Below are 25662 nucleotides of genomic sequence, written 5' to 3' on the forward strand. Positions count from 1 at the left end.
ATTAGACATGAGAGTATTATTAATAGATATCGATTCATTAAGACCAGATCATTTAGGGTGCTATGGGTATCATAGAAATACATCACCGAATATTGATGAAATAGCTAGTGAGGGTGTAAGATTTAGCAACTATCACTGTTCAGACGCACCATGTTTACCATCAAGAACAGCTTTAATGACTGGACGTTTTGGCATACATACTGGAGTAGTTAATCATGGCGGTGTTGCAGCCGATTTCAGATACGAAGGTATTAATAGAGATATGGAAGACAGACTTTCTAAAGAATGCTTACCAGCAATATTTAGGAAAAAAGGAATGAAAACAGCATTAATAAGCCCATTTGGTGAGAGACATTCAACTTGGTCATTCTACGCTGGTTTTGATGAAATATACAATACTGGTAGAAGAGGAAGAGCGTCAGCAGAAGAAATAAGTCCAACAATACAAGCTTGGTTAGATAGAAATGCAGATGATGATGACTGGTTTTTATATGTGAACTATTGGGATCCACATACACCATATAGAGCACCTAGTGAGTATGGAAATCCTTTTGAAAATGAACCATTAAAAGATTTTTATACAGAGGAACTATTAGAGAAACATATGAAGGCTGTTGGGCCCCATACATCACAAGAACTATATTCTTACCATGACAATCCAAAGCCAGAAATGCCAAGAGCACTTGGTAAATTAACAAACTTTGAGGATTTAAGAACATTTATTGATGGATATGACATTGGTATTCATTATGCAGACTATCATGTTGGTAAAATAATAGAAAAGCTAAAAGAAAATGGTATCTATGAGGATACAGCGATTATAGTAACTGCTGACCATGGAGAGAATTTAGGAGAACTTGCTATTTATGCAGAGCATGCTACTGCTGATAAGGCAACAACGAATATTCCAATGATTATTAAATGGCCTGGTTCTAGAAAAGGTGTGGAGGATAAAGGTCTTCACTATAACCTTGACTTATGCCCAACAGTAGCTGATATAGTAGATGTTGACAAACCATGTATATGGGATGGTGAAAGTTATGCATCAAGTATATTTGAAGATATTGAAACAGGGCATGATGAATTGATAATAGGGCAAATGGCTCATGTTTGTCAGAGAGCAGTTCGTTTTGAGAACTATATGTACATAAGAACATACCATGATGGATATTATCTATTCCCTAAAGAAATGTTATTTGATCTAGAAAAAGATCCATATGAAACTAACAATATAGCAAAAGAGCATCCGGAGATTTGTAAGGAAGCAGTTTATAGATTGAGTAATTGGCATGATGAAATGATGATGACAATGGATAATCAAGTAGATCCATTGTGGACTGTAATAAGAGAAGGTGGTCCACATCATGCCAAAGGTCATTTAAAAGAATACATAAAAAGGTTAGAGGTAACAGGTCGTGGTGGAGATGCGGTAGAAGAATTAAAGCGTAGACATCCTTATGAATTAGTGTAACATATGTAGATAAATAAATCGCCTTTATATTGTGATTAACTATTTTAGTTAATTTAATATAGAGGCAATTTAATAATTATAGTAAATTTTATGATATTAAAATTAGTATAGATGAAAAAGAGGGGGTAGAACAATATATGAAGCATTTATCAGTACTTATAAAACCAGCATCATCATTATGCAATTTAAGATGCAAGTATTGTTTTTATGCTGATGTAAGCGATGCAAGAAAAATTAAATCTTATGGAATAATGAATGATAGTACAATGAAAAAATTAATTGATAATGTATATAGAGATCTAGAAGAGAATGACATTATCACATTCGCCTTTCAAGGAGGCGAACCAACTCTTGCTGGGATAGACTTTTTTAGATTATTTGTTGAATATGTAAATACTAAAAATAGTAAGGTTAAAGTTCAATATGTTATTCAAACAAATGGAACTTTAATTAATGAGGAGTGGTGTCAATTTTTAAAAGAAAATAGATTTATTGTGGGACTATCTATTGATTGCATGTCAAATAATCATAATGAAAATAGGGTTGATGCTAATCAAAAAGGAACATTTAATCAAGTTATTAAAACAAAGGAGATGTTTGATAAAAATTCTATTGACTACAATATATTATGTGTTTTGACTAATAATATTGCGAGATATCCTAAAAAAGTATTCTCGTTTATTATTGATAATAATATTAAATATATTCAATTTATACCATGTCTAAATGATTTAGATTGTTCAAATGAGTCAAAACATGCATTAAAACCTGAAAGATTTTCAAGTTTTTACAAACAAATATACCCATTATGGGAAGAAGAATATAAAAAAGGAAATTATATTAGTATTGGACTAATTGATAATATAGCTAATTTATTAACAAGAGGTAGAACAGGAACATGTGGCATGTCGGGACAGTGTCAAATACAGTATGTTATAGAAGCTGATGGTGGGGTATATCCATGTGATTTTTATGTGTTAGATGAATATAAGATAGGAGATATAACTAAAGATTCTCTTAAAGAGATATTCAATAATAAAAAGGCACAACAATTTATTAATAATAAAGAAGAACTCACGCAAATCTGTAAAAATTGTGAATATGTCAGATTATGTAATGGAGGATGTAAAAGAATGCAAAAATCTATGTACATAAATAAGGATAATACATACTGTGGATATAACGATGTTTTAGCATATATCTTAAATTCACTAAATCGTATTATCTAATACAAAGAAGGAAGTGAAATATATTGCATATTGGATTAATTTATTTTTTTGTTATTATTTTTGCTAATACTGTAGGTGCTGTATCTGGCATGGGAGGAGGTGTCATAATAAAACCATTATTTGATGCTATTGGCGTACACTCATTATCAGAAATATCATTTTATTCAAGTGTGGCTGTCTTTACAATGGCTATTGTATCTACAATTAAGCAAATAAAAAACGGAATTAATATAAATTATAAGTTAACTATAGCGATTTCTAGTGCATCAGTAATTGGAGGGGGGATTGGAAATACATTATTTCAAACTTTGCTAAAGATATGTAGTTCAGAAAATACAGTTATGGGAATTCAAATAATATTAACAATAATATCTCTAGGATTTGCATATTTGTATACTAAAAAATCGTGGAAATCTTTAGAGCTTAAAGATATTAAATGGTATGTGTTGGTTGGTGGGTTTTTAGGTTTATTATCTACATTACTTGGAATCGGTGGTGGTCCAATTAATATTGCGATTATTATGCTTTTCTTTGGGATACCTATAAAAGAAACAACAGTATATTCTATAATTATAATATTATTTTCGCAACTATCTAAGTTAGCTTCAATAGGTTTATCTGTCGGATATGCAAGATATGATTTAAGTTTGTTAGTATTTATAATTCCGGCGGCTATACTAGGTGGAAGTCTAGGAGCAAAACTGAGCAAAACTTTAAAGGATGATACAGTATTGGTAGTTTACCAATATATTGTTGTTTTTGTAATATTTTTAAATGTATTAAATGGAGTAAAAATTAATTATTAAATATAAATATGTGCACAGTAGAAGGGGGAGTTATGTTAGATTTTAAAAAAAGTACAGTATATCAGATATACCCAAAATCATTTAATGATACTAATGGTAATGGTATTGGAGATTTAAATGGGATTACAGAAAAATTGGATTATCTTAAAAACTTAGGAGTAGATTATGTATGGATAACACCATTTTTTGTATCACCTCAAAAAGATAATGGATATGATGTAGCTGATTATTATAATATAGATCCGTCATATGGAACTATGAAAGATCTAGAAAATTTAATAAAAGAAGCAGACCAAAGAGAAATAAAAATAATGCTTGATATGGTGTTTAACCATACATCTACAGAGCATCAATGGTTTAAAAAAGCACTTGAAGGTGATCCATATTATAAGGATTTTTATATATTTAAAAAGGGTGTAGATCATAAGGCTCCTACAAATTGGATTTCTAAGTTTGGTGGTTCAGCATGGGAATATGTTGAAAAATTCGATGAGTATTATTTACACTTATTTGACAAAACACAGGCAGATTTAAATTGGGAAAACCCATCTGTAAGAAAAGAATTGGTTAATGTATTAAAATTCTGGATGAATAAAGGAATTAAAGGATTTAGATTTGATGTTGTAAATCTAATATCTAAACCTGAAAAATATGAGGATGATTATGAAGGTGATGGAAGACGTTTCTACACTGATGGACGTAGGGTACATGAATTATTAAAAGAAATGTGTATAGAAAGTGGAATGGTAAAGAGAAATATGCTAACTGTAGGGGAGATGTCATCTACATCTATTGATAACTGTATCAAGTATTCTAATCCAGATGAAAAAGAGTTGTCTATGTGCTTTAACTTCCATCATCTTAAAGTAGATTATAAGAATCAAAACAAATGGGATCTACAAGATTGTGACTTTATGATGCTAAAAAATCTTTTAAATGAGTGGCAACTAGGTATGCAAAATAATAATGGATGGCAAGCTGTTTTCTGGAGTAACCATGATCAACCACGTATTATATCCAGATTTGGTGATGATAAACAATATTATAAAGAGTCAGCGAAGATGCTAGGAACAATGATTCACTTTTTAAGAGGAACACCATATGTTTATCAGGGTGAAGAAATAGGTATGACTAACGCATATTTTAATGATATAAATCAATATGTGGATGTAGAAAGTTTAAATTATTATGAAATATTAAGGTCAAAAGATATTAATGAAGCAGAGATATATAAGATTTTACAAGAAAGGTCAAGGGATAACTCTAGAACTCCAGTGCAGTGGGATGATACTACTAATTCTGGATTTAGTAGTGGAACTCCATGGATTCAAGTAATTGATAATTATAGGGATATTAATGTTGATAAAAATTTAAAAGATAAAGATTCGATTTTATATTATTATAAAAAAATGATTACTTTAAGAAAAGAGCTAGATGTAGTAGCGTATGGAGATTTCAAGCCATTGTTAGAGGATAGCGATTCTATATTTGCATATGAAAGAACTTTTGAAAATGAGTCACTGATTGTTATAAATAATTTCTATGGTGAAGAAAACGAAGTTGTATTAGATGTTAAAGACTTAGACAAATATAAAAATATTTTGTCAAACTATAGTAATAGTATTTTAAATAGTTCTATGAAGTTAAGGCCATATGAATCAATGGTTCTATATAAAAAAGATTAATATTATGTTGGGAGATGAGCTTAATAATATGTTATCAATTTTCAAGAAAAATAGGAGTAAGACATCAATACATGCATTTGTTTCTGGTAAAGTAATACCTATAGTTGGGGTAAATGATCCTGTTTTCTCATCTAAAGTTTTAGGGGATGGATTAGCTATATATCCTAATGATGGATTAATAGTTTCACCATGTAATGGTGAAATAAGTTTGACTATGGATGATAGTAAGCATGCAGTTGGATTGAAATTATCAAACGGTATGGATATTTTGCTTCATGTTGGCATTGAGACAGTTTCTTTGAATGGTGAAGGATTTGACCTTTTTGTTAAAAAAGGAGATAAAGTAAAAAAAGGGGATAAGCTAATATCATTTGATAAAGATTTAATTAAATCACGTGGTTTACAAGATGTTGTTATCATGGCTATTACTAATTATGAAAGCTATAAAAATATTAAGTATTTCACTAATTGTGATGCAATTATAAATGAATCAATTATTGTAGAGGTTTAAATATAATGTATGATTTTAGCAAATTATATCATATACTTAAATTAACGATTAGGTATTTATATTAATCAGTACCTAATTTTTTATAATAAGTTAAAGTTGTATGTAAGTTTTATTTACACAAACTTACATACAGTTTAGTTTACTATTTCATACTTATTATATTTTTAGATACGACTAAATCCATAGTATCTTTAATCTCTACTTAAGTTATACCCTCTCTAGGATTATCTACTGATAAAGATATTTTTTTCTATCTTCATCTGCAAATGTCATTAATTGATGCCTTGACAGCAGCACCACTTGCAGCTAGTTCAAAAGCACCAATAGTATTAACTACAGAAGAACTTTCTAAGTCACAAGAAGAAGTAGTTGAGTTAAGACTTAAAAATGCTACTAAGTTAGTACAAATAGGTGAAGGAATAGCTAAAAATGCTATTGAAAAAATAGCAGAAAAAATAAACTTATTTACTAAGAACTAATAATATATAAGATCTGATGTTATAAGCTTGTTTAGATAATATAAAATTATACAAGGTGTTTAGATAAGATATAATGTCTATAATATAAAATTATACAAGATGCTTAGATAAGATATGATGTCTACAATATAAAATATATACAAATAATGAAATAAAAATAATAAAAATAAGGTATCTCATTTAGAATTGATTTGAGGTACCTTATTTTCTTATTTTTTGATTATAATACTGTAAAATTAATATTATAAAAAAATTATTATAAATGATATTGTTTATAATGATTAAACACCTTATTAACATATATTATTTTGAATTTATTACTTAATTAAATAAAATAAGTTATAATGTTTTGAATTTATGGAGAATAAAAACTTTAATTATAGTGTTTGAGTTATATGGATAACTATGGTATTATATATAAAATATGGTAACAAAACTGTAACTTTTTATTGAGAATAGACAAAAATATTGATAAAAAAATATGAAAAATATATTGGGGGTAAATAATAATATGAAGAATAGTAGAAAGATATTAGCTATAGGACTTACACTATCTTTAGTAATGGTAAATACTCCTATAGTAAATGCGTTGACATCAGTTGAGCAAATAAAAGGTAATGATAGGTATGAAACAGCGGCAAAAATAGCGGATAAACAAAGCTATAGTACAGCAATACTAATTAATTCAGATAATAGCTTGGCAGATGGTCTTAGTGCGAGTGGTTTAGCTGGAGCTTTAAATGCGCCTATTTTAATGACAAAACAAAATCAAATTCCAAGTACTACTATGGAAAGACTGAACAAAGCAAACACTGTATATATAATAGGTTCAGAATCGACAATAAGTAAAAATATTGAAAATCAATTACTTTCTAAAAAGAAGGCTGTACAAAGAATATTTGGTGAGAATAGATTTGATACGAGCGTAAAAATAGCTGAGAAAATTAAAGAAATGAAGCGTATTGATAAAGTAATTATAGCTAATGGAGTTACAGGAGAAGCAGATGCGATAAGTGCATCGCCAGTAGCTGCAAGAGATGGAGTACCTATAATACTTACAGATGGAAATAGTGTAGGATTTGATACAACAGGATTAAAGAGTTATGCACTTGGTTCTAGTGAGATAATAAGTGATGAATTGGTCAAAAGTACAAATTCCGTTAGGCTAGGTGGAACAGATAGGTTTGACACCAATAAGAGAGTTATACAAGAGTTTTATAAAAACAGTAAAGAGTTTTACTTAAGCAAGGGTCTACAATTGACAGATGCATTAGTCGCTTCTACAATAGCAAAAAATGCTCCTGTAGTCTTAGTGGAAAATGGTAGCAATAAAAGTATTTTAAGTGGAGCAGACAAACTTACAGTACTTGGAGGAATAAATCAGAATATAATCAAACAGTGTATAAATCAAGCTTCTCCAAATCAACAAGGATTATACTATAATCCAAATGATAGAGCATTTAAGGACAGAATAAAGGGAAAAGTATATGCTCTTACAAAACAATACAGAAAAGAAAATGGAGTAAAAGAGTTAGTTGTAGCAAGTAGATTAGAGGGATTAGCAAATGATTGGTCTAATTTAATGGCAAATAAGAAGACTTTATCTCATACAATAAATGGGAAAAATTCATATTCTACTTTTTTAAAGTACTTAGACTGGAGCGCGATTAAGCCTGGATATGTTGCAGTTCAGGGTGAAAATATAATTAAATATAAAATTCCAGATAAACCTGTTTACACAAATAGAGATGCAGATGATATAGGAAATTTTATTTTTAATGAGTGGAAGACAAATCCTGAAGAAGGTACCAATATGCTACATAAAGGATATGAAATAATGGGATTTGGAATAGCCATAACAGGAGATAAGAATATATACGCAACACATGAGTTTTATGGAAGATATAAAGAATAATAAAAATATATACAAAATGATAGTTGTGATAAAATAATATATAAATAATAAAATTATAATGGAAAATAACATTTATATTAATATAATAATATAAATGTTATTTTTTTATAATTTAGTAGAAAAAAATTGTATCAAAAAGTTTAAATATGGTATAAAATGGGTAAGAAAGTAGTGAAAATTAAATGGCAAAATTAGGGAAATCTAATGACGCAAAACTATAGGGATTAAAGCTTTTAAAGCCATATCAGCCAGTTGCTAAAAAGAGTAAAGTCTTTTTATTTTATAATTAAGATTCTCTTTGAGTGTCTTTTTTTATTGTCTGAAACTATAGTATTTAAATTCATGAGAGATTAGAAATTTATTGAGGGAGGATTGTTGTTTCATGAAAAAAGCAATATCTTGTGTGCTAGCAGTATCAATGTGTAGTGCACCACTAAACGTTTTTGCAGAACCTATATTAGAGGGGAAGTTAAGGGCAGTTGAAAAATCAGTTACAGAGAAGTTAAAGGGGAATCTTGAAGTAGATTTAAATTTTTCACTTCCAATAAAAAATAATGAATCAGAAAGTATAACCAATATACAATTGGAATTAAAAGATGATAGTAATAATAGTGGAATAATAAAGCTTGGAGAAAAAGATTCAGGAATATTAAATATTGGGGCAGATAACATAGAATATACTATAAAAAAATTATCTGCAAGTAGAAGTGAAATAAAAAATAAAGATGAGAATATATCATATTATAATATTGTATTTAATAATTTACCTGTTGGAAAATACAATGTAGAAGTATCTGGAGGAGGCTTTAATAGTAAGGAAATTAAAGACATTGATATATCAAGTTATTCACAAAGAGTTTTATTAAGCAATAGAGCAAGTGTAGATGATAAAAATCAACCTTTAAACTATGAACTATTCTTGATGGGCGATGTAAATAATGATGGAAAAGTGGATAAGAGTGATTATGAGGATGTATTGAAAAATATAAATTCAAATAAAAGTGAATATGATTTAAATAGAGATGGAAAGGTAGATATTGCTGACCTAGATTATGTTCAGAAAAATTTAGGGCAAAGTGAAGATGCAAAAAGCCTAGAGAGTATAGTATCTACCAATCCTATAGTAGATACAAGTAAAGTAACATTAGAAAAAAACAGTGATACAAATATTCAGGGTACTGTAGAGGATTTATTCAGTGGAGAGAATAGTGGAGTTAAAATATCTCCAGCAAATGCAGGTGATAAGATATCAGAAGAAAAACCAGCAGTAATGGATATAGCTTTATCAGAAGCACTTAATATGGAAGTCATAAATATAAAAGCACCTGAAGGGAATGCTCCAGCAAAAGGAATAGTTGAAGTTACAGATAAAGATGGTAATGTTCAACAGGTTCCTTATGAAAATAAAGAATATGTGGAAACTTTGAAAGAGGAACAGAAGCAAGAAGAAGTAAACAATGAACAAGAAGAAACAAGTAATAAAGATGAAAATATAGAGCAGCCTGATAATAATAACTTAGACAGTAATCAAGAAGAAAAAAATGATAAAGAAGATTCAACTTCAAATACAACTGATAAAGAAAATAACGATAAAGAAAATAATGATAAAGAAAATTCATCAACAGATAAGTCTGATTCAGACAAAGATACATCAAAACAAGAAGACAATATCAGCAAAGATGATAGTTCTACAACATCTACATACGGTAGGTCAGCAGTAGAAACATATGCAGAAGTTCAAGATAGCGATATAGTAATAAATCTTGGTAAACAAGTAGCAGTAAAAAAGATAACAATAAAAATAACAGCTACAACAGCAAATGATAGAAATCTTGCAGAAATATCTAAAGTTGAATTTTTAAATAATGTATATAAAGAAATACCAAAACCAGATATGAATATACCTAAAATCAATAAAATATCTACTAGTACTGCTGTTGGAAATGAAAAGGTATCTTTTTATTGGAATAACGAAGCAAACGTATCTGCATACGAACTTACATTAGATACGATTGACAGTAAAGGAAAAGTATTATCGACTAAAAAATTACAAACTAGTAAAAATACTATAGATGTTAGAGATATACAAGCATATGGATTATATAGAGTTAGCATACAGTCTTTAAATGGAGATTGGAGTAGTGGATACAAAGATGCAACAGCAGAAAACTTGGATGGAGTTCCAGAAAATGTAGACTCAAACTATAAGCCTATACAATTTAGTCCAGATAGTATAATAGAATTTCAAGTTGTTCCAGATACAAAGCCAGAACCACCAGAAGGTATAAATGTCAAAGGTAGATTTAAGGCTCTTGATGTAAGTTGGAAAAATCATAAACAAGCTAAAGACTTTGATTTATATTATAGAGAAAAAAATTCTAATGGTTCTTGGACAAAATATAATGACAAACTTATTCGTGGAACAAGTTTAAAAATAGAAGGGCTTAAGGATAATACAACATATGAAGTTAGAATGACAGCTACTAATCATTTAGGCACTAGTGGAATGTCTAAAACATATATAGGAACAACTGAAAGTGTGGATGCTCCAACAACACCTAACTATAGACTAATTAATACTCCTAAGTTAGATGCAGGTTCTGGAATACCAACAAATCATATAGTAGATGTTACTTATCCAGCTGGATATGACAAAAGTGAATATAGTGATAAAAATCCATTTAATAAATTTAATATAGTAGATGGAGACTTTACAACACACTGGACATTCCCAAGATATAATGCAGCTGAAGGAACGAATAGAGGACCAATCATAACTTTCGATAAAGCTTATACTATGGATACTTTTATGGCTACACCTCGTTTTGATGTTTCTGATAAGACAATTAATGACTTTGAAATACAATACTGGGATGAAAATGGTCAATTACATAACCTGGGAGATGTACCTTTTGAAACAAAGACAGACCCTGTAAATAATAATAGATATGTAATGGTAAGATTAAAGGAACCAATAAATGCTACTAAAATACAAGTTAGTGTTTGTTCATCATATTCATATAAGTCTAATATATCAGAGCTTAAGTTCTATGAATATGACAGTATAGAAGATGATGTAAGAAATCTATTTATGGATGACCTACAAGTTGAATTAAAAGAAGATGTAACTCAAGAAAAAATAACTGAATTAAAAGATAGACTTAATACTCCAGATAAAGCTAGTGGAGAATATCATCCATATAAGACAATTATTGATAGAGAATTAAAGCTAGCACAAGACTTATATAATGATAGAGCTACACTTACTGATATAACAACTGTAAATCAAGATATAAATGTTTCAGGAAAATACAAAGATAAGAGCGGAAACTATACTGTTAAGTCTAATAATCTAGGTATGGGAAATGACTGGCAGGCATTGGGTGTAGCTGCTAGAGCTGGAGATGAAATCACGATATATGTTGGAAGTAAAAGTGGTAGAACTCCTAAACTAATATATACACAATACTATGGAGAGTCTGGTGCATATAAGAGTGGAGAAATAAATCTTAACACTGGTAAAAATGTAATTCAGTTAAGTAAGCTTCATAGTTTAGATGTAGAGTGTGGAGGAAGCTTGTACATAAGATACCCTTATGATACTCAAAGTGGTGGAGATATAAAGGTACGTGTAGCAGGGGCTACTAAGATACCACATCTTAACTTAAATGGAATGATAAATGATAAGAGTCCTGAAGGAGTTTCTGAATCTAAGAAAAAGATAAGAGCCTATATAGAAGAATTAACTAAATATAAGAATGATATAAAGGGAGAACCATATTATCCAGGAACGAATATTGGTAATTCATATGGATATTCAGAAACAACTGGTGTATTAAACACTACAGATATTGAAAGTGATAAAGTTACACTAAATGTTCCAGCAACAGCTATATATCAAGGAATATCAAAAGGAAATTCTGATTTAAATACACAAGTAGATAGATTATACAATAGTATGCTTGCATGGGAACAGATGATGGATTTAATATATTCTGAAAGAGGAGTATTTAAGACACAAGACTTAGATGGTAATGGAACTGTAGATGACAATGAATTTGACATAACTAAAAATGATATGGCTCCTAAATCTCGTATGAACATAAAATATCAAAGAATGTTTATTGGAGCATTTATGTATGCTTCTGGTTTACATGTAGGAGTAGAGTATGGTTCAGTTCCAGGGCTTATGAATGGAGTACCTTTCCAAATAGATGCTAGTGGAAAAGCTACAGGAGGAAGTTTATTTGGATGGGGAATAGGTCATGAGATAGGACATGTTACAGACATTGGTAAGATGACATATAGCGAAACTAGTAATAATGTACTTGCTTTACTTGCTCAAACATTTGATGATAAGACACATTCAAGACTTGAAGGTTCAACAATGGACAAGATATATGAACATGTAACTTCAAACAGTTTAGGTATACCGAGTAATGTATTTGAGAGACTTGGAATGTTGTGGCAATTACATTTAGCTTATGACAATGACTTTACTGGTTCAATGTTAAAGAATAACTCAGATGCTGATTTAAGCAATGACACATTCTATGCTAAAATTTCAAGAAAATACAGAGCACTTTCAAGTGGTGACCCAATAAACAACTTACCAAAAGACCAAATGTTAGTGGCAATGGCATCAAGTGTTGTTGAAAAAGATTTAAGAGATTACTTTAAGGCATGGGGAGTAGAAATTACACCAGAGCTAAACAGTATAATGGATAGTAAAAAGTACGAAAAAGAGACTAGAAAGATACAATATATAAATGATGAAGCTAGAAGAAAGATTTTAAATGAAAATATAGTAAGTATGGCAGAAGATACTAAAGTAAGTGCTGGCTTTGCTGATGGAGTACAAAGTGGTTCTCTAGTTAAATCTAATAAAATATCTATAGACCTAGATGTTGATAAAGACAAAGATAAGATATTAGGATATGAGATAATAAGAAGTGATGGAAACTATTTAGATGGTGAGAATGGAACTCAAGTAAAATACAGAACAGTAGGATTTGTGGATGCAAAAGGAAATAGTCAAGCTAAATTTACTGATAATATATCTCCTCTTAATAATAGAGCATTTACATATAAAGTAGTTGCGTACGATTATCATCTAAATCCAACAGATGAGTTTGAAGTTGGTACTGTAAAATTATCAGATGAAGGAAAAATAAACAAGTCAGCATGGTCATTTATAACAAACACTGTTTCTGATGGTGATGTTAGAACTGAAAATGACTCACATGGACCATTACAAAATCCAGAAATTGATAATATAAAGGATAATGATGCAAGTACAACATATAAAGGAAAGAGAATTAGTAAAGCTGAGTGGAACAAAGACCCACAAAAAGACCCAGATATAAATGTAGAAGAAAATCCATATATAATAGTAGACATGAAAGAGACATTGCCTATAGTAGGGTTAAAATATACAAAGCCAAAAACTGAAGCTAGAAAGTTCTCATTAAAAGGATTATTCAACCTTAGAAAAGATACTAGTACAACATACAACCCTTTAACTAATTACAAGATACAAGTAAGTAATGATAAAAAGAATTGGGAAGATGTTAGCCAAGGAACTTTTGAATATGGACAAGACTTAGTTGGTGGAGGAAAAGACCAAGATAATGAAGCTAGAGTTACATTTAATAAAGATGGTAAACTTTGGACATACCAAGCTAGATATGTAAAACTAATATCAAACAATAAGTCTAATATAGAAGTTGCAGAGTTGGATATAATTGGGCCTCCAGGTGACAATATAGAGATTGGAACAGTAAATAGTGTAGACCAAACTCGTACTAATGGAATTGGAAAACTAGTAGAAGATTATGTATATCAAAGTGATGACCCTAATACAAGTGAAAATGAAGAAGCTAAGATTCCAGATGGTTCAATAGTAATTACAGGAGAATACAGTGGAAATCCAGCATTTAATTTACCATTACTTATAGATAAAAACAATAAAACTATATCTGGAGAAGCACTCTTATTTGCAGAGATACCAGAAAAAGGTGAATTAGGTGAAATAAGTAAAGGTACATGGGTTTACTATATGCCAAAAGAAAGCTTTGATTCTTTAAGTGATAAGGTCAAGGCTGAATTATATAGATATAATGAACTTCAAGGAGATACTCCAGTAGGTCAAAGATTTGTAAGTGATACAATGTATGTACCTGTGGAAGCTAAAAATTATGATGAGTTAAAGACTATAAGTCTTACTGATAGTAATAGTAAAGCTAGAAAAGCTACAAGAAATGTTATTGATGTAAGTAACAAGAAGATTATATCTATAAATAATAAAGTAAAAGGTAATATTGTTAGAGACAAATAGTTAATAGAAATTTAAATATAATAAAATGATACTTATGGTATTTAATAGTCAATGTTAATAGCTATTAAAAATTCTAAAGAATAAAAAATTAAATATTAAATATGAAGTAAATATAGTACATGGATGTAGATATAAAATTAAGATAGTCTATAAATCAAATAAATAAGTCTGGGTGGATATTTGATTGTATGCACCTAGCTAATGGTAGATAAGGAAGGGTGTTATGAGTAAAGGAAAATCTCTTATAAGAACTTTGGCAGTGTCGACTATGGCAGTAGCTATAACTGGTAGTGCTACATGTGCATATGCAGCTCCAGTATTACAAGGGGCAAAAACATATGAAAAAGTAAATACTATAGATATATCTGTGGATTCAGTAGAAAATATAGTATATTCATTTCAAGCAAGTATAAAAGTACAAGGTGAAGTGGAAGTAGCAGATAATGAGCAAGGACAAAAGATTAAGTGGGCTGATAATATAGACGCTCAGATAAAAAGTGGAAATGCAAATGCTAATTGTGTTTCAACATATGATAAAGCAAGTAATACAACAACATTAGATATATATGTTACATCAAATGAAGATTTGTTAGATGGAAATACATTAAATATAGGTAGAATATCTGTAAAAAAATCTGGAAGTAATTCAAGTGCTAAGTATAAAATATTGGGTAATGGAGAACGTTCTAAGCCAGCTTTAAAAATTGTAACTTATAACAATAAAACAGTTGATTATGAAAGTGTAGATTCTAGTGAAAGTTTAAACTTCATTCTTATCAATGAGGATGAAATAAAACCAATAGGAGGAACTGGCTCTAGTAAAAACGACCCTGAAAAATATAAGGTTGAGAAAAGTGAATCACTTGAATATTTATTAAATAATATTAGAATAAACTATTCTGTTGTTAGTAAAGAAACCGAAGAAAGTGGTTCAAATATAATATTGAAGCTTGGATTATCACAAAAATCAAGTAAAGGAAGAAAGGCTACAATAAGTAAGTATGTTGAAGTTACACTTCCTAAAAGTTTAGAGTATGTAGTTGAAAATGAGTTAGCTAAACCAGATGAATTACCACCAGATAATTCTGGTGGTGAAAATAATGGTGGTGGAAGTAATTCAGGTGGCTCATCTGGAGGAGGCTCTGGAGGTGGGAGTTCAAGTGACTCTACATCTAATGTTACAGTAAAGAAATTAAAAGGTGCTGATAGATTTGAGACAGCTGTTAAAATATCTCAAAATAGTTGGACAAAATCAGATACAGTTGTAATAGTAAATGGAGAAGATAAAAGTATGGTAGATGGGCTTACAGCTACACCACTTGCCAGTGTAAAAAATTCACCAATTCTTTTATCTTCAAATGATAAACTTCCTCAAAAAACTGTAGAGGAACTAAAAAGATTAAATCCATCAAAAGTAATTGTAATAGGTGGAAATAACTCAATGCCAAATTCAGTTGTTGAAGACATTAAAGGAGTAAATTCAAAAATATCAGTACAGAGAATAGGTGGAGATACAAGGTATCAAACTTCTATTAATATAGCAAAAGAAATTGATAAGACAAATAATGTAAGCAAGTTGTATATAGGGGCAGGAAATGGAGAAGCAGATTCATTGTCAATAGCCTCACTAGCTAGTAAGGAAAAAACTCCAATAGTACTTACGCAAAAAGATGGTGTAGATAGTGAAGCAGAACAATTTATTAAATCAAACAAGGTGTCAAATGTATACTTTATTGGTGGAGTAGAAAAAATATCTAACAAAGCTATTGAACAGGTTGGAAAAATAGCAAATAAAGATGTATCAAAAAATAGAATAGCAGGTCAAAATAGACAAGAGACAAATGCTAAAGTAATAGATAAATTCTATTCTCAGTCTAAATTAGATGGAGTTGTGGTTGCTAATCAAGATAAGCTTATAGATGCTTTAGCAGTTGGTCCATTGGCAGCTAAGAATAATTCACCAGTTGTACTTGCTACAAATACGTTAGATAAATCACAAGAAGTTTCATTGAAAAATAAAAATTCATCTAAGTTGTTTGAAGTGGGTGGAGGAATAGCTTCATCTGTAGTAGATAAAATTAAGAGTTTAATTGAAAAATAAATATTAACATATTAAGTTTGATAAGAACTAGAATAAGAATGTATTTAGACATATAAATTTATATGCCTAAAGTACATTCTTATTTTTTGTTTAAGTTGTTTTAGTAAGCATGTGTTTAAAGCATAGTAGAACCTTAATATCTACCTATGATATAAAATAGTTTTTATATAGATTGTATCTTAGGATATTAAAAATATACTTAAAAATAATTTATCTAAATTTTGACGAAATAGGACATTAATATCTAGACGAAAGATATTTATATAAGATATACTTTATAATGTATAGAAAATAAAGGAAAGATAAAGAAACAGTAGTTCTTTTATAAATATAAAATATAAAAATCATCAGGGGGATATGAAAATGAACAAAAAAATATTATCATTAGGTCTAGCAGTAGCATTAATATTGGTGAGCTTTAAAAATGTAAATGCATCATCAACAGTAGAAAAAATATATGGTAAAGATAGATATGAAACAGCAGCAAAGATAGCTGATAGACAAACTTATGAAACAGTAATTTTAGTGAATACAGAAAAATCGCTTGCAGATGGATTAAGTGCAAGTGGATTGTCAGGTGCAACAAAAGCACCAATATTATTTACACAAAAAAACAAGATACCAGCAGATACAAGTAGATGTTTAAAAAATATCAAAAAAGCGTACATAATAGGTACAGAAGATACTATAAGTAAATCAGTAGAAAAAGAATTAAATTCTAAAAATATAGAAGTTGAGAGAATTGGTGGAGAAGATAGACTAAAAACAAGTTATCTAATAGCTAAAGAGATAGCAACTATAAAAAAAGTGGATAAGGTACTATTAACTAATGCCTACAGTGGAGAAGCAGATGCTATGAGTGTATCATCAGTAGCTACTAGAGATGGAGCTCCAATCATACTTACAGATGGTAAGAGTGTGCCATTTGATGTTAAAAGTATACAATCGTATTGTATAGGCTCAGAAGAAATAATGAGTAATGCTATAGTTAAGAATACAAACTCAGTAAGAATAGAAGGAACTGACCGATTTGAAACTAATGAGAAGGTAATAGACTATTTTTATAAAAATTCAGATGGATTCTATGTATCAGATGGCTATCAATTAGTAGATGCTATAGCAGCTGCACCATTAACTAAAGAGTTTCCAATGGTATTAGTAAATAATGGTAGTAGTAAGCTTGTATTAGAAGGAGCTAAACACATAACTTCTATAGGTGAGTTAAGTGACAAGGTAATAGAACAATGTATAAGCGCATCAAAGTCAAATGGACAACGTCCAACTATCACAATAGGAGCTACAGAGATATATAAAGGTGAAAAGTTTGATAGTAGTAAGTTGAATATAGTAGCTAAAGATAACACTGGGAAGGTTCTACCAATAGAAATTGATGGATTTATAGATACAAATAGAGTAGGTACATATATATTGACACTAAAGGCTACAGATGAATGGGGAAAAAGTACAGAAAAAAGAGTAGAAATAAAAGTGCTAGATGATAAGACTCATGATTATAATAGCCCAGAATTTAAAAAGATGGTGTCTAGTGAAATGTATAACTTAATTAATTCTTATAGAAAAGAAAAAGGGAAAGGTTCTTTAGTAGTATCTAGTAGACTAGAAGGAATGGCAAATGCATGGTCTAAGTATATGATGGATAAAAAAGTTTTTGCACATTATATAGATGGTAAAAATGCTCCACAAGTATTTTCTGAATTTGGAATGAGAAGCGAGGAAAATATAGCATATATTTATATTAATTCTAAGAATGTTCAAACGACTCAAGATGCAAAAGATTTGGCAAAGACTGTATTTGAAGTGTGGAAGAAGTCTCCTGAATACAATGCAAATATGCTTAGTGATGATTTTTCTAGTACTGGATTTGGACTTTATATATTATCTGATGGTCAGGTACATGCTACTCAAGAATTTTTAAATGGTAATGAAGGTAGTTTGTAAAAAACTACCATAAATCTTGTTTTTTTATTAATTTACTGATATCATAAAATTTAAAATCACATCTAAAGTACTTTTTGTAATCTGTTTTGTTATTTACTTTACAGGTTATGGTATTTTAGATGTTTTTTATTTTAGAATTTATAAATTTTAAGGGAATAACTACTGAGGATGTAATTTATAATGAGTTGAATTATTAAAAGATTGGTAGGAGGAGTTTTATGAAGGTAAATAAGAGAATATTATCAATAGGATTGACAGTATCATTAATAATGGCAGGGGCAATAAATATCAATGCACTTTCAAGTATAGAAAAGATACAAGGGAAAGATAGATATGAGACAGCTGCCAAAATTGCACAGAAGCAAACTTATGAAAATGTAGTATTAGTAAATACAGACAATACTTTAGCAGATGGGCTTAGTGCAAGTGGATTAGCAGGAGCAGTTAAAGCATCTATATTATTATCACAAAAAAATAACATACCATCAGATACAGAAAAAATGTTAAAAGATGTAAAGAAAGCTTATATAATAGGGACTGAAGATTCGATAGGAAAATCAGTTGAAAACAAATTAAAGCAAAAAGGAATAGAAGTCAAAAGAATAGGTGGTAATGATAGAATAGAAACAAGTTATCTTATAGCAAAAGAAATAGCTTCAATAAAGCCTATAGATAAGGTGTTTATAACTAATGGGTATACAGGTGAGGCAGATGCTATGAGTGCATCATCAGTAGCATCAAGAGATGGTGCTCCGATTATCTTGACAAATGGAAAGGATGTTCCATTTGATGAAAAAGAAGGTATAAGATGTTATGCTCTTGGATCAGAAGAAATAATAAGTAATGATTTAGTTAAAAAAACTAATGCAGTTAGATTAGCAGGAGAGGATAGATTTGAGACCAATAAAAAAGTTATAAAACATTTTTATAGTTCAGCAAAAGAGTTTTATCTTTCTAAAGGATTCCAATTAGTGGACGCAGTTGCTGGTTCTTCTATAGCAAAGAATGTACCTATTGTATTGGTTGATGGAAGTAGTGATAAGTCTGTACTTAGAAGTGCTGATAAAATCACAGCACTAGGAGGAATAGATGAAAAGACTCTAGAACAATGTTTAAGTGCATCATCATTGGATGCAAATGCACCAACAATAACTATTGGTAATTTAAATGTATATCAAGGAGATAAGTTTGATATAAGCAAATTGAATATAGTTGCAAAGGATAGCAATGGTAACGATTTAACACCAGAGCTTATAGGAAATATTAATACTGATAAGGTTGGTAAATACAAAGTGACTATAAAGGCAACTGATATTGGTGGAAAGACTACATCAATAAATGTAGAAGTAAATGTACTTGAATATAAGACTAATGATATGAATAGTACTGAGTTTAAAAGAATGGTTTCTAGTGAAATGTATAGTCTAGTAAATTCTTATAGAGAAGAAAAGGGAAAAGAACCATTACAAGTATCTAAGAATTTAGAAGGGCTTTCTAATTCATGGTCTAAGTATATGGCAGATAAAGGACAGTTTTCACATGTAATAGATGGTAAAAATTCTGTTGAAGCATTCTCTGGATATGGATTGAGAAGTGAAGAAAATATAGCTTTTGTACCACTTGTTACAAAAAGTACTTATACAACAAAGGATGCTAGAGAAGTAGCAAATGTAATATTTACAGTTTGGAAAAAGTCGGATAAATATAATGAAAATATGCTAAATAGTGATTTTGTATATACCGGGTTTGGATTGTATATATTGTCTAATGGAGAAGTGTATGCTACTCAAGAATTTTTAAATAAGTAAAATTAAATTTTTTAAGTTATTAAATATTGAAACTTAAGGGTATAAAAACTCATATGCTTGGGAAAAATAATAATTTCAAAAAATGCCTTGCAAAAAGAATTAAAATGGATTATTATAGAGATGTGAGAAATATTAGGAATATATGGATGATTATTCTATGTACATAATAAAGAGATGTAATTTTAATATAATGTTGGGAGGAATTTAAGAAATGAATAAGAAAAATATAGCAATAGCTATGTCAGGATTAACAGTGTTAGCTTCGGCAGCACCTGTATTTGCTGCTGTAGAAACAAATGATGCAGGGTACACAGTATCACAAAAGGATTATAAGAAAGCAGTAAAACAAATACAAGATGGAATAAAAAGTAATGTTATAACAGCTGTTACAGTATATTTTGATGGAAGTGAAGTTAAAACTTTAACTGTTACAGGTGGAAACAGTGAAGAAAATCAAAAAGCTAGAGATAAAGAAGCTACAGATTTTTATAATGCAGTAGATGGTAAATTAGATGGTTTAGGTGATGGAAAGTATGTTGATTTTGAAATAGGTTATAACTCAGGTATTGAGAGTTATTCAAAAACTGAATTAACTACTTATAAAAATTTATTAGATAATAAAGTAATAATAAAAGATGCAGCTTCTGGTTCTGGTTTAATAAAGAAAGACACTACTGATAATACTGATAAAATATCTTTAACAGCAGGTAAGGATCTTAAAGGATCAGATTTATATGATATTCAAGTAGTACAAGATACAGCTAATAATGGTTATAAGCTTACTCTAACAGCAAAAACAATAACTGATTTTAAATATGGAACTGTTGGTGCTACTGGATGGGAAGATGGAAAAGCTATAACAGGTTCAACTACACCAGAAGAGTTAGTATTAGCAAAAGGAAAAGTTTTAGATGTTACTGACTCATTTGCTCTTACTCCAGCAACAGGTGCTGTTGCTGGTATTAAAACTGATGCTGCTACTCCTGAACCTAAGAGCGTAAAAGTAAGAATTATAAATGCAAAAGAAATAACAATAGATCTTGACGCAAGTTCATATGATTCTGCTGAATCTTTAGCTAAAAAATATGTATTTAATCCAACTATATTAACTTCAATACATACTAAAGTAGAGGCAGGAAATATAGAAAGAGTTAATGGTAAGTATCAAGTTGAAATATTTGCAGATGGAAAGAGATTAAATACTTTATCAGCTACAGATTCAACAATAGCAAATCCAGATTCTACAGCTAAAGTAATAATTAAAGCTGACAAGTTAAAAGATTTAGAAGATTATATGGATGATTTAAAAACTTATAATAATGGATATTCAAATTCTACAAATGTTTCAGGTGATGATAGAATAGAAACTGCAATAGCACTAAGTGAAAAATACTACAATTCAGATGATGATAATGCATTATTTAAAGAAGAAGTAGATAGTGTAGTTCTAGTTGGTTCAAATGCTATAGTTGATGGTCTTGTAGCATCTCCTTTAGCAGCAGAAAAGAAAGCACCTTTATTATTAGCATCAAAAGATAAATTAGATAGTAATGTTAAGTCTGAAATAAAAAGAGTTATGAATTTGAAAAACACAGTTGGTGTAAACTCTAGTAAAAAGGTTTACTTAGCTGGTGGTGTAAATTCTATATCTAAAGATGTTGAAAATGAATTAAAAGATATGGGTCTTAAAGTTACTAGATTATCTGGTGATGATAGATATGCAACTTCATTAGAAATTGCTGATGAAATAGGTTTAGATAATGATAAAGCTTTTGTTGTTGGTGGAACAGGTTTAGCAGATGCTATGAGTATAGCACCAGTTGCTTCTAAATTAGAAGGTGGCGAGGCTACTCCTATAGTAGTTGTTGATGGAAAAGCTAAAACTTTAAGTTCAGACGCTTCAGATTTCTTAGGAAATGCTCAAGTTGATATAATAGGTGGAGAAAATAGTGTATCTAAAGATGTTGAAAAAGACATAGATGATGCTACTGGAAAATCTCCTGAGAGAGTAAGTGGTGACGATAGACAAGCTACTAATGCTGAAGTTATCAAGAACTCTGATTACTATGATAAAGGTAGAGTTAAGAATTTCTTCTTAGCTAAAGATGGTTCTACTAAAGAAGATCAATTAGTTGATGCTTTAGCTGCTGCAGCTGTAGCAGGAAACTTTGGAACTAAATTTGATTCTGCTGGTAGTGCAACTAGTCCAGCACCAATAGTATTAGCTACAGATTCATTATCTTCTGACCAAAGTGTAGCAATAAGTAAAGCACTTGGTGATAATGATGGTGAAAATTTAGTTCAAGTTGGTAAAGGTATAGCAACTTCAGTTGTAACTAAACTTAAAGACTTATTAAATATGTAATCAAAATTTTATATAATAAAAAGACTCTTCATTGAAGAGTCTTTTTTATTGTTGTAATATTTATCAAACAAAAAAACTCTTAACACTTATTTTAATAAGTGTTAAGAGTTTTTTTGTTTGTACTAATTAAAGTAACTATATATGTGAGAAATACTTAAATAAAAAGATGTTTGATTATTTAAGTAAAATCATTATACTATAAATTAAAATAATTGTCTACTATTATGGATTTTTAATGTATAATAGTAATTGGACAATAGAAAAGGAGGTACTTATATGTCAGTTATAGATGCAATACTTGACAAAGCGGATGAACAAGAAATAAAGAAATTAAATGTTATAGTAGATAAAATAGATGCACTAGAAGATAGTATGAAGAATCTATCAGATGAAGAATTAAAAAATATGACAACAATATTTAAAGACAGGCTTGAAAAAAGTGAAACTTTAGATGATATACTTCCAGAGGTATTTGCTGTGGTAAGAGAAGTATCAAAAAGAAAACTAGGAATGCGTCAATATAGGGTACAGTTAATTGGTGGGATAGTAATACATCAAGGTAAAATAGCAGAGATGAAAACTGGTGAAGGTAAAACGCTAGTTGAAGTAGCACCAGTATACCTAAATGCCCTTACAGGTAAGGGGGTACATGTAATAACAGTAAATGATTACTTGGCAGAGCGTGATAAAGAACTTATGAGGCCAGTTTATGAATCTCTTGGTATGACAGTGGGAGTAATTATAGCTAACCAAGAACCAAGCACAAGAAAAGAACAATATAAATGTGATATAACTTATGGAACAAATAGTGAATTTGGATTTGACTATTTAAGAGATAATATGGTGCCAGATTTGTCTCATAAAGTACAAAGGGAACTAAATTTTGCTATAGTGGATGAGGTTGACTCAATATTAATAGATGAAGCTAGAACTCCACTTATTATTGCAGGAGATGGAGATGAAGATTTAAAACTTTATGAGTTAGCAAATAGCTTTATAAAAACTGTTAAAGAAGAAGACTTTGAGGTGGATAGAAAAGATAAAACTATAGCATTAACAGCAAGTGGTATAAGTAAAGCTGAGTCATTTTTTGGTATAACAAACCTCACTGATATAAAGAACATAGAATTATATCATCATATAAATCAAGCTTTAAGAGGTCATAAGCTTATGGAAAAAGATGTTGACTATGTTATCTCAAATGGAGAAGTAATGATAGTTGACGAATTTACAGGGAGAGTAATGGATGGAAGAAGATATACAGATGGACTTCACCAAGCTATAGAAGCTAAAGAAGGTGTTGAGATAAAAAATGAATCTAAGACTATGGCCACTGTTACTTATCAAAACTTCTTTAGACTATATGAAAAACTTTCTGGTATGACTGGTACTGCAAAAACAGAAGAAGGAGAATTTGAGTCGATTTATAAGCTAAATGTTGTCCAAATACCAACTAATAAACCAGTTATTAGAGGAGATTTACATGATAAGGTGTTTAAAACTGAAGAAGAAAAGTATAATGCTGTTGTAGAAGAAATAATAAAGATACATAAGACTAGACAGCCAATACTTGTAGGAACAGTCTCTGTCGAAAAGTCTGAAAAGTTATCTAAAATGCTTAAAAATCAAGGTATCAAGCATCAAGTCTTAAATGCAAAACAACATGATAAAGAAGCAGAAATAATTTCTAAAGCTGGGAAATTAGATGCTATAACGATTGCTACAAATATGGCAGGTAGAGGTACAGATATTTCTCTAGGTGCAGGAGATAAAGAAGAAGAACAAGAAGTTAAAAATTTAGGTGGTCTTTATGTTATTGGTACAGAAAGACATGAATCAAGAAGAATTGATAATCAGCTTAGAGGTCGTTCTGGTCGTCAAGGAGACCCTGGAACTTCAAGATTTTTTGTAAGTCTTGAAGATGATGTAATAAAACTTTATGGTGGAAAAACTATAGAGAAACTTATGAAAAGAACAAGTCCAAACGAAAATACTGCTATTGAAAGTAAAGCACTTACAAGAGCTATAGAAAGAGCACAAAAAGGTGTAGAAGGTAAAAACTTTGAAATAAGAAAAAATGTTCTTAAATATGATGACACTATTAATGAACAAAGAAAAGTTATATACAATGAAAGAAATAAAGTCCTAAATGATGAGGATATTCAAGAGGATATTCAGAAAATGGTTAAGGATATCATACAAGAAGCAGGAGAAACTTATTTAGTTGGAAGAAAAAGAGATTATTATGGATATTTTAAACATTTATATAGTACATTTATGCCAGCGGATACATTACTAATACCTGGTATAGATAAAAAAAGTGTTCAAGATATAGTTGATGCTACTTATGAAATTTCAAAAAGAGTGTATGACCTGAAGAAGATGATGATTGGTATTGATAAAGTTGCAGAATTGGAAAAAACAGTTCTTTTAAAAGTGGTTGACCAATACTGGATAGACCATATAGATGCTATGGAACAGTTAAGACAGTATATAGGTCTTAAATCTTATGCACAAAAAGATCCATTTAAAGAATATGCTTTAGAAGGATATGATATGTTTGAAGCCTTAAATAAAAATATAAGAGAAGCAACAGTACAATACTTATATAAATTTAACTAAAAAACATTAATGTAATTTTTATTAAATGAAAATATTAATAAAGTATTTGACTTTTTATATTCCAATTACAATTGAATAATTAAATATATACAAATGAAAAAGAAGCTGAAAATCAGCTTCTTTTTCTGTGTGAGAAATACGGAAAAAAGAGATGCTTGAAATTTCTTTCTTCCATTTAATATTATACTATAAAGAAGATGAAAAGTCTATCAGTTATAAACTGGATTATAAAAAAAAATTACAATTTTGTTACTTTTTTGTATACATAAATATTTATAAAATAAAGTACTTAAATGAATTTTATAGTAAATGGTTAATTATTACAATACATCCTATTTATTGAAATAATGTAAGATATATATTATAATTGGTAA

At 29.6% G+C, this 25662-nt stretch carries 12 protein-coding genes, 1 pseudogene and 1 riboswitch; all 13 genes and pseudogenes read left to right on the forward strand.

Translation table 11 applies throughout. The features are described from left to right. The first annotated feature begins 7 nt into the window (after positions 1 to 7). The 13 genes and pseudogenes from KGF41_RS05515 to secA all read left to right on the forward strand — a co-directional run bounded on the left by KGF41_RS05515 (position 8) and on the right by secA (position 25288). Positions 8 to 1471, forward strand: a complete 1464-nt coding sequence (locus KGF41_RS05515) for a sulfatase (RefSeq protein WP_227827573.1) — start codon at positions 8 to 10, stop codon at positions 1469 to 1471. A 137-nt stretch (positions 1472 to 1608) separates the two neighbouring features. Further along, positions 1609 to 2700 (forward strand): radical SAM/SPASM domain-containing protein, encoded by a 1092-nt coding sequence (locus KGF41_RS05520; RefSeq protein WP_227827572.1) that lies wholly within the window; start codon positions 1609 to 1611, stop codon positions 2698 to 2700. A 23-nt stretch (positions 2701 to 2723) separates the two neighbouring features. Beyond that, complete coding sequence (locus KGF41_RS05525; RefSeq protein WP_227827571.1) at positions 2724 to 3506, forward strand: sulfite exporter TauE/SafE family protein; 783 nt, start codon at positions 2724 to 2726, stop codon at positions 3504 to 3506. Positions 3507 to 3538: 32 nt separating this feature from the next. Then, on the forward strand, positions 3539 to 5191 hold the full coding sequence (treC, locus tag KGF41_RS05530) for an alpha,alpha-phosphotrehalase (protein WP_227827570.1): 1653 nt from the start codon (positions 3539 to 3541) through the stop codon (positions 5189 to 5191). A 28-nt stretch (positions 5192 to 5219) separates the two neighbouring features. Then, the gene (locus KGF41_RS05535) at positions 5220 to 5702 is read left to right on the forward strand and encodes a PTS glucose transporter subunit IIA (RefSeq protein WP_227854637.1); all 483 of its coding nucleotides are present in this window, start codon (positions 5220 to 5222) and stop codon (positions 5700 to 5702) included. Positions 5703 to 5974: 272 nt separating this feature from the next. Further along, positions 5975 to 6181, forward strand: a pseudogene (locus tag KGF41_RS05540) (cell wall-binding repeat-containing protein); the annotation flags it as partial. 511 nt (positions 6182 to 6692) lie between these two features. Next, positions 6693 to 8096: a cell wall-binding protein Cwp9 gene (locus KGF41_RS05545; RefSeq protein ID WP_227856436.1), complete on the forward strand. Its 1404-nt coding sequence runs from the start codon at positions 6693 to 6695 to the stop codon at positions 8094 to 8096. 174 nt (positions 8097 to 8270) lie between these two features. After that, positions 8271 to 8356: riboswitch (cyclic di-GMP riboswitch) on the forward strand. A gap of 122 nt (positions 8357 to 8478) precedes the next feature. Next, on the forward strand, positions 8479 to 14433 hold the full coding sequence (locus tag KGF41_RS05550; RefSeq protein WP_227856437.1) for a M60 family metallopeptidase: 5955 nt from the start codon (positions 8479 to 8481) through the stop codon (positions 14431 to 14433). Positions 14434 to 14656: 223 nt separating this feature from the next. After that, a complete protein-coding gene (locus KGF41_RS05555; RefSeq protein ID WP_227827566.1) occupies positions 14657 to 16534 on the forward strand; it encodes a cell wall-binding repeat-containing protein in 1878 nt (625 codons plus the stop codon). Positions 16535 to 16891: 357 nt separating this feature from the next. After that, the gene (locus KGF41_RS05560) at positions 16892 to 18493 is read left to right on the forward strand and encodes a cell wall-binding repeat-containing protein (RefSeq protein WP_227856438.1); all 1602 of its coding nucleotides are present in this window, start codon (positions 16892 to 16894) and stop codon (positions 18491 to 18493) included. A 218-nt stretch (positions 18494 to 18711) separates the two neighbouring features. Beyond that, complete coding sequence (locus KGF41_RS05565) at positions 18712 to 20301, forward strand: cell wall-binding repeat-containing protein (protein ID WP_227856439.1); 1590 nt, start codon at positions 18712 to 18714, stop codon at positions 20299 to 20301. A 211-nt stretch (positions 20302 to 20512) separates the two neighbouring features. Continuing rightward, positions 20513 to 22666, forward strand: coding sequence for an S-layer protein SlpA (slpA, locus tag KGF41_RS05570; protein WP_227856440.1), 2154 nt, complete (start codon positions 20513 to 20515; stop codon positions 22664 to 22666). A 276-nt stretch (positions 22667 to 22942) separates the two neighbouring features. Next, on the forward strand, positions 22943 to 25288 hold the full coding sequence (gene secA, locus KGF41_RS05575) for a preprotein translocase subunit SecA (protein WP_227856441.1): 2346 nt from the start codon (positions 22943 to 22945) through the stop codon (positions 25286 to 25288). Positions 25289 to 25662: the final 374 nt, after the last annotated feature.

Origin of the sequence: Clostridioides sp. ZZV14-6150, from assembly GCF_020657875.1 — a bacterium.
Classification (GTDB): Bacteria; Bacillota; Clostridia; order Peptostreptococcales; family Peptostreptococcaceae; genus Clostridioides.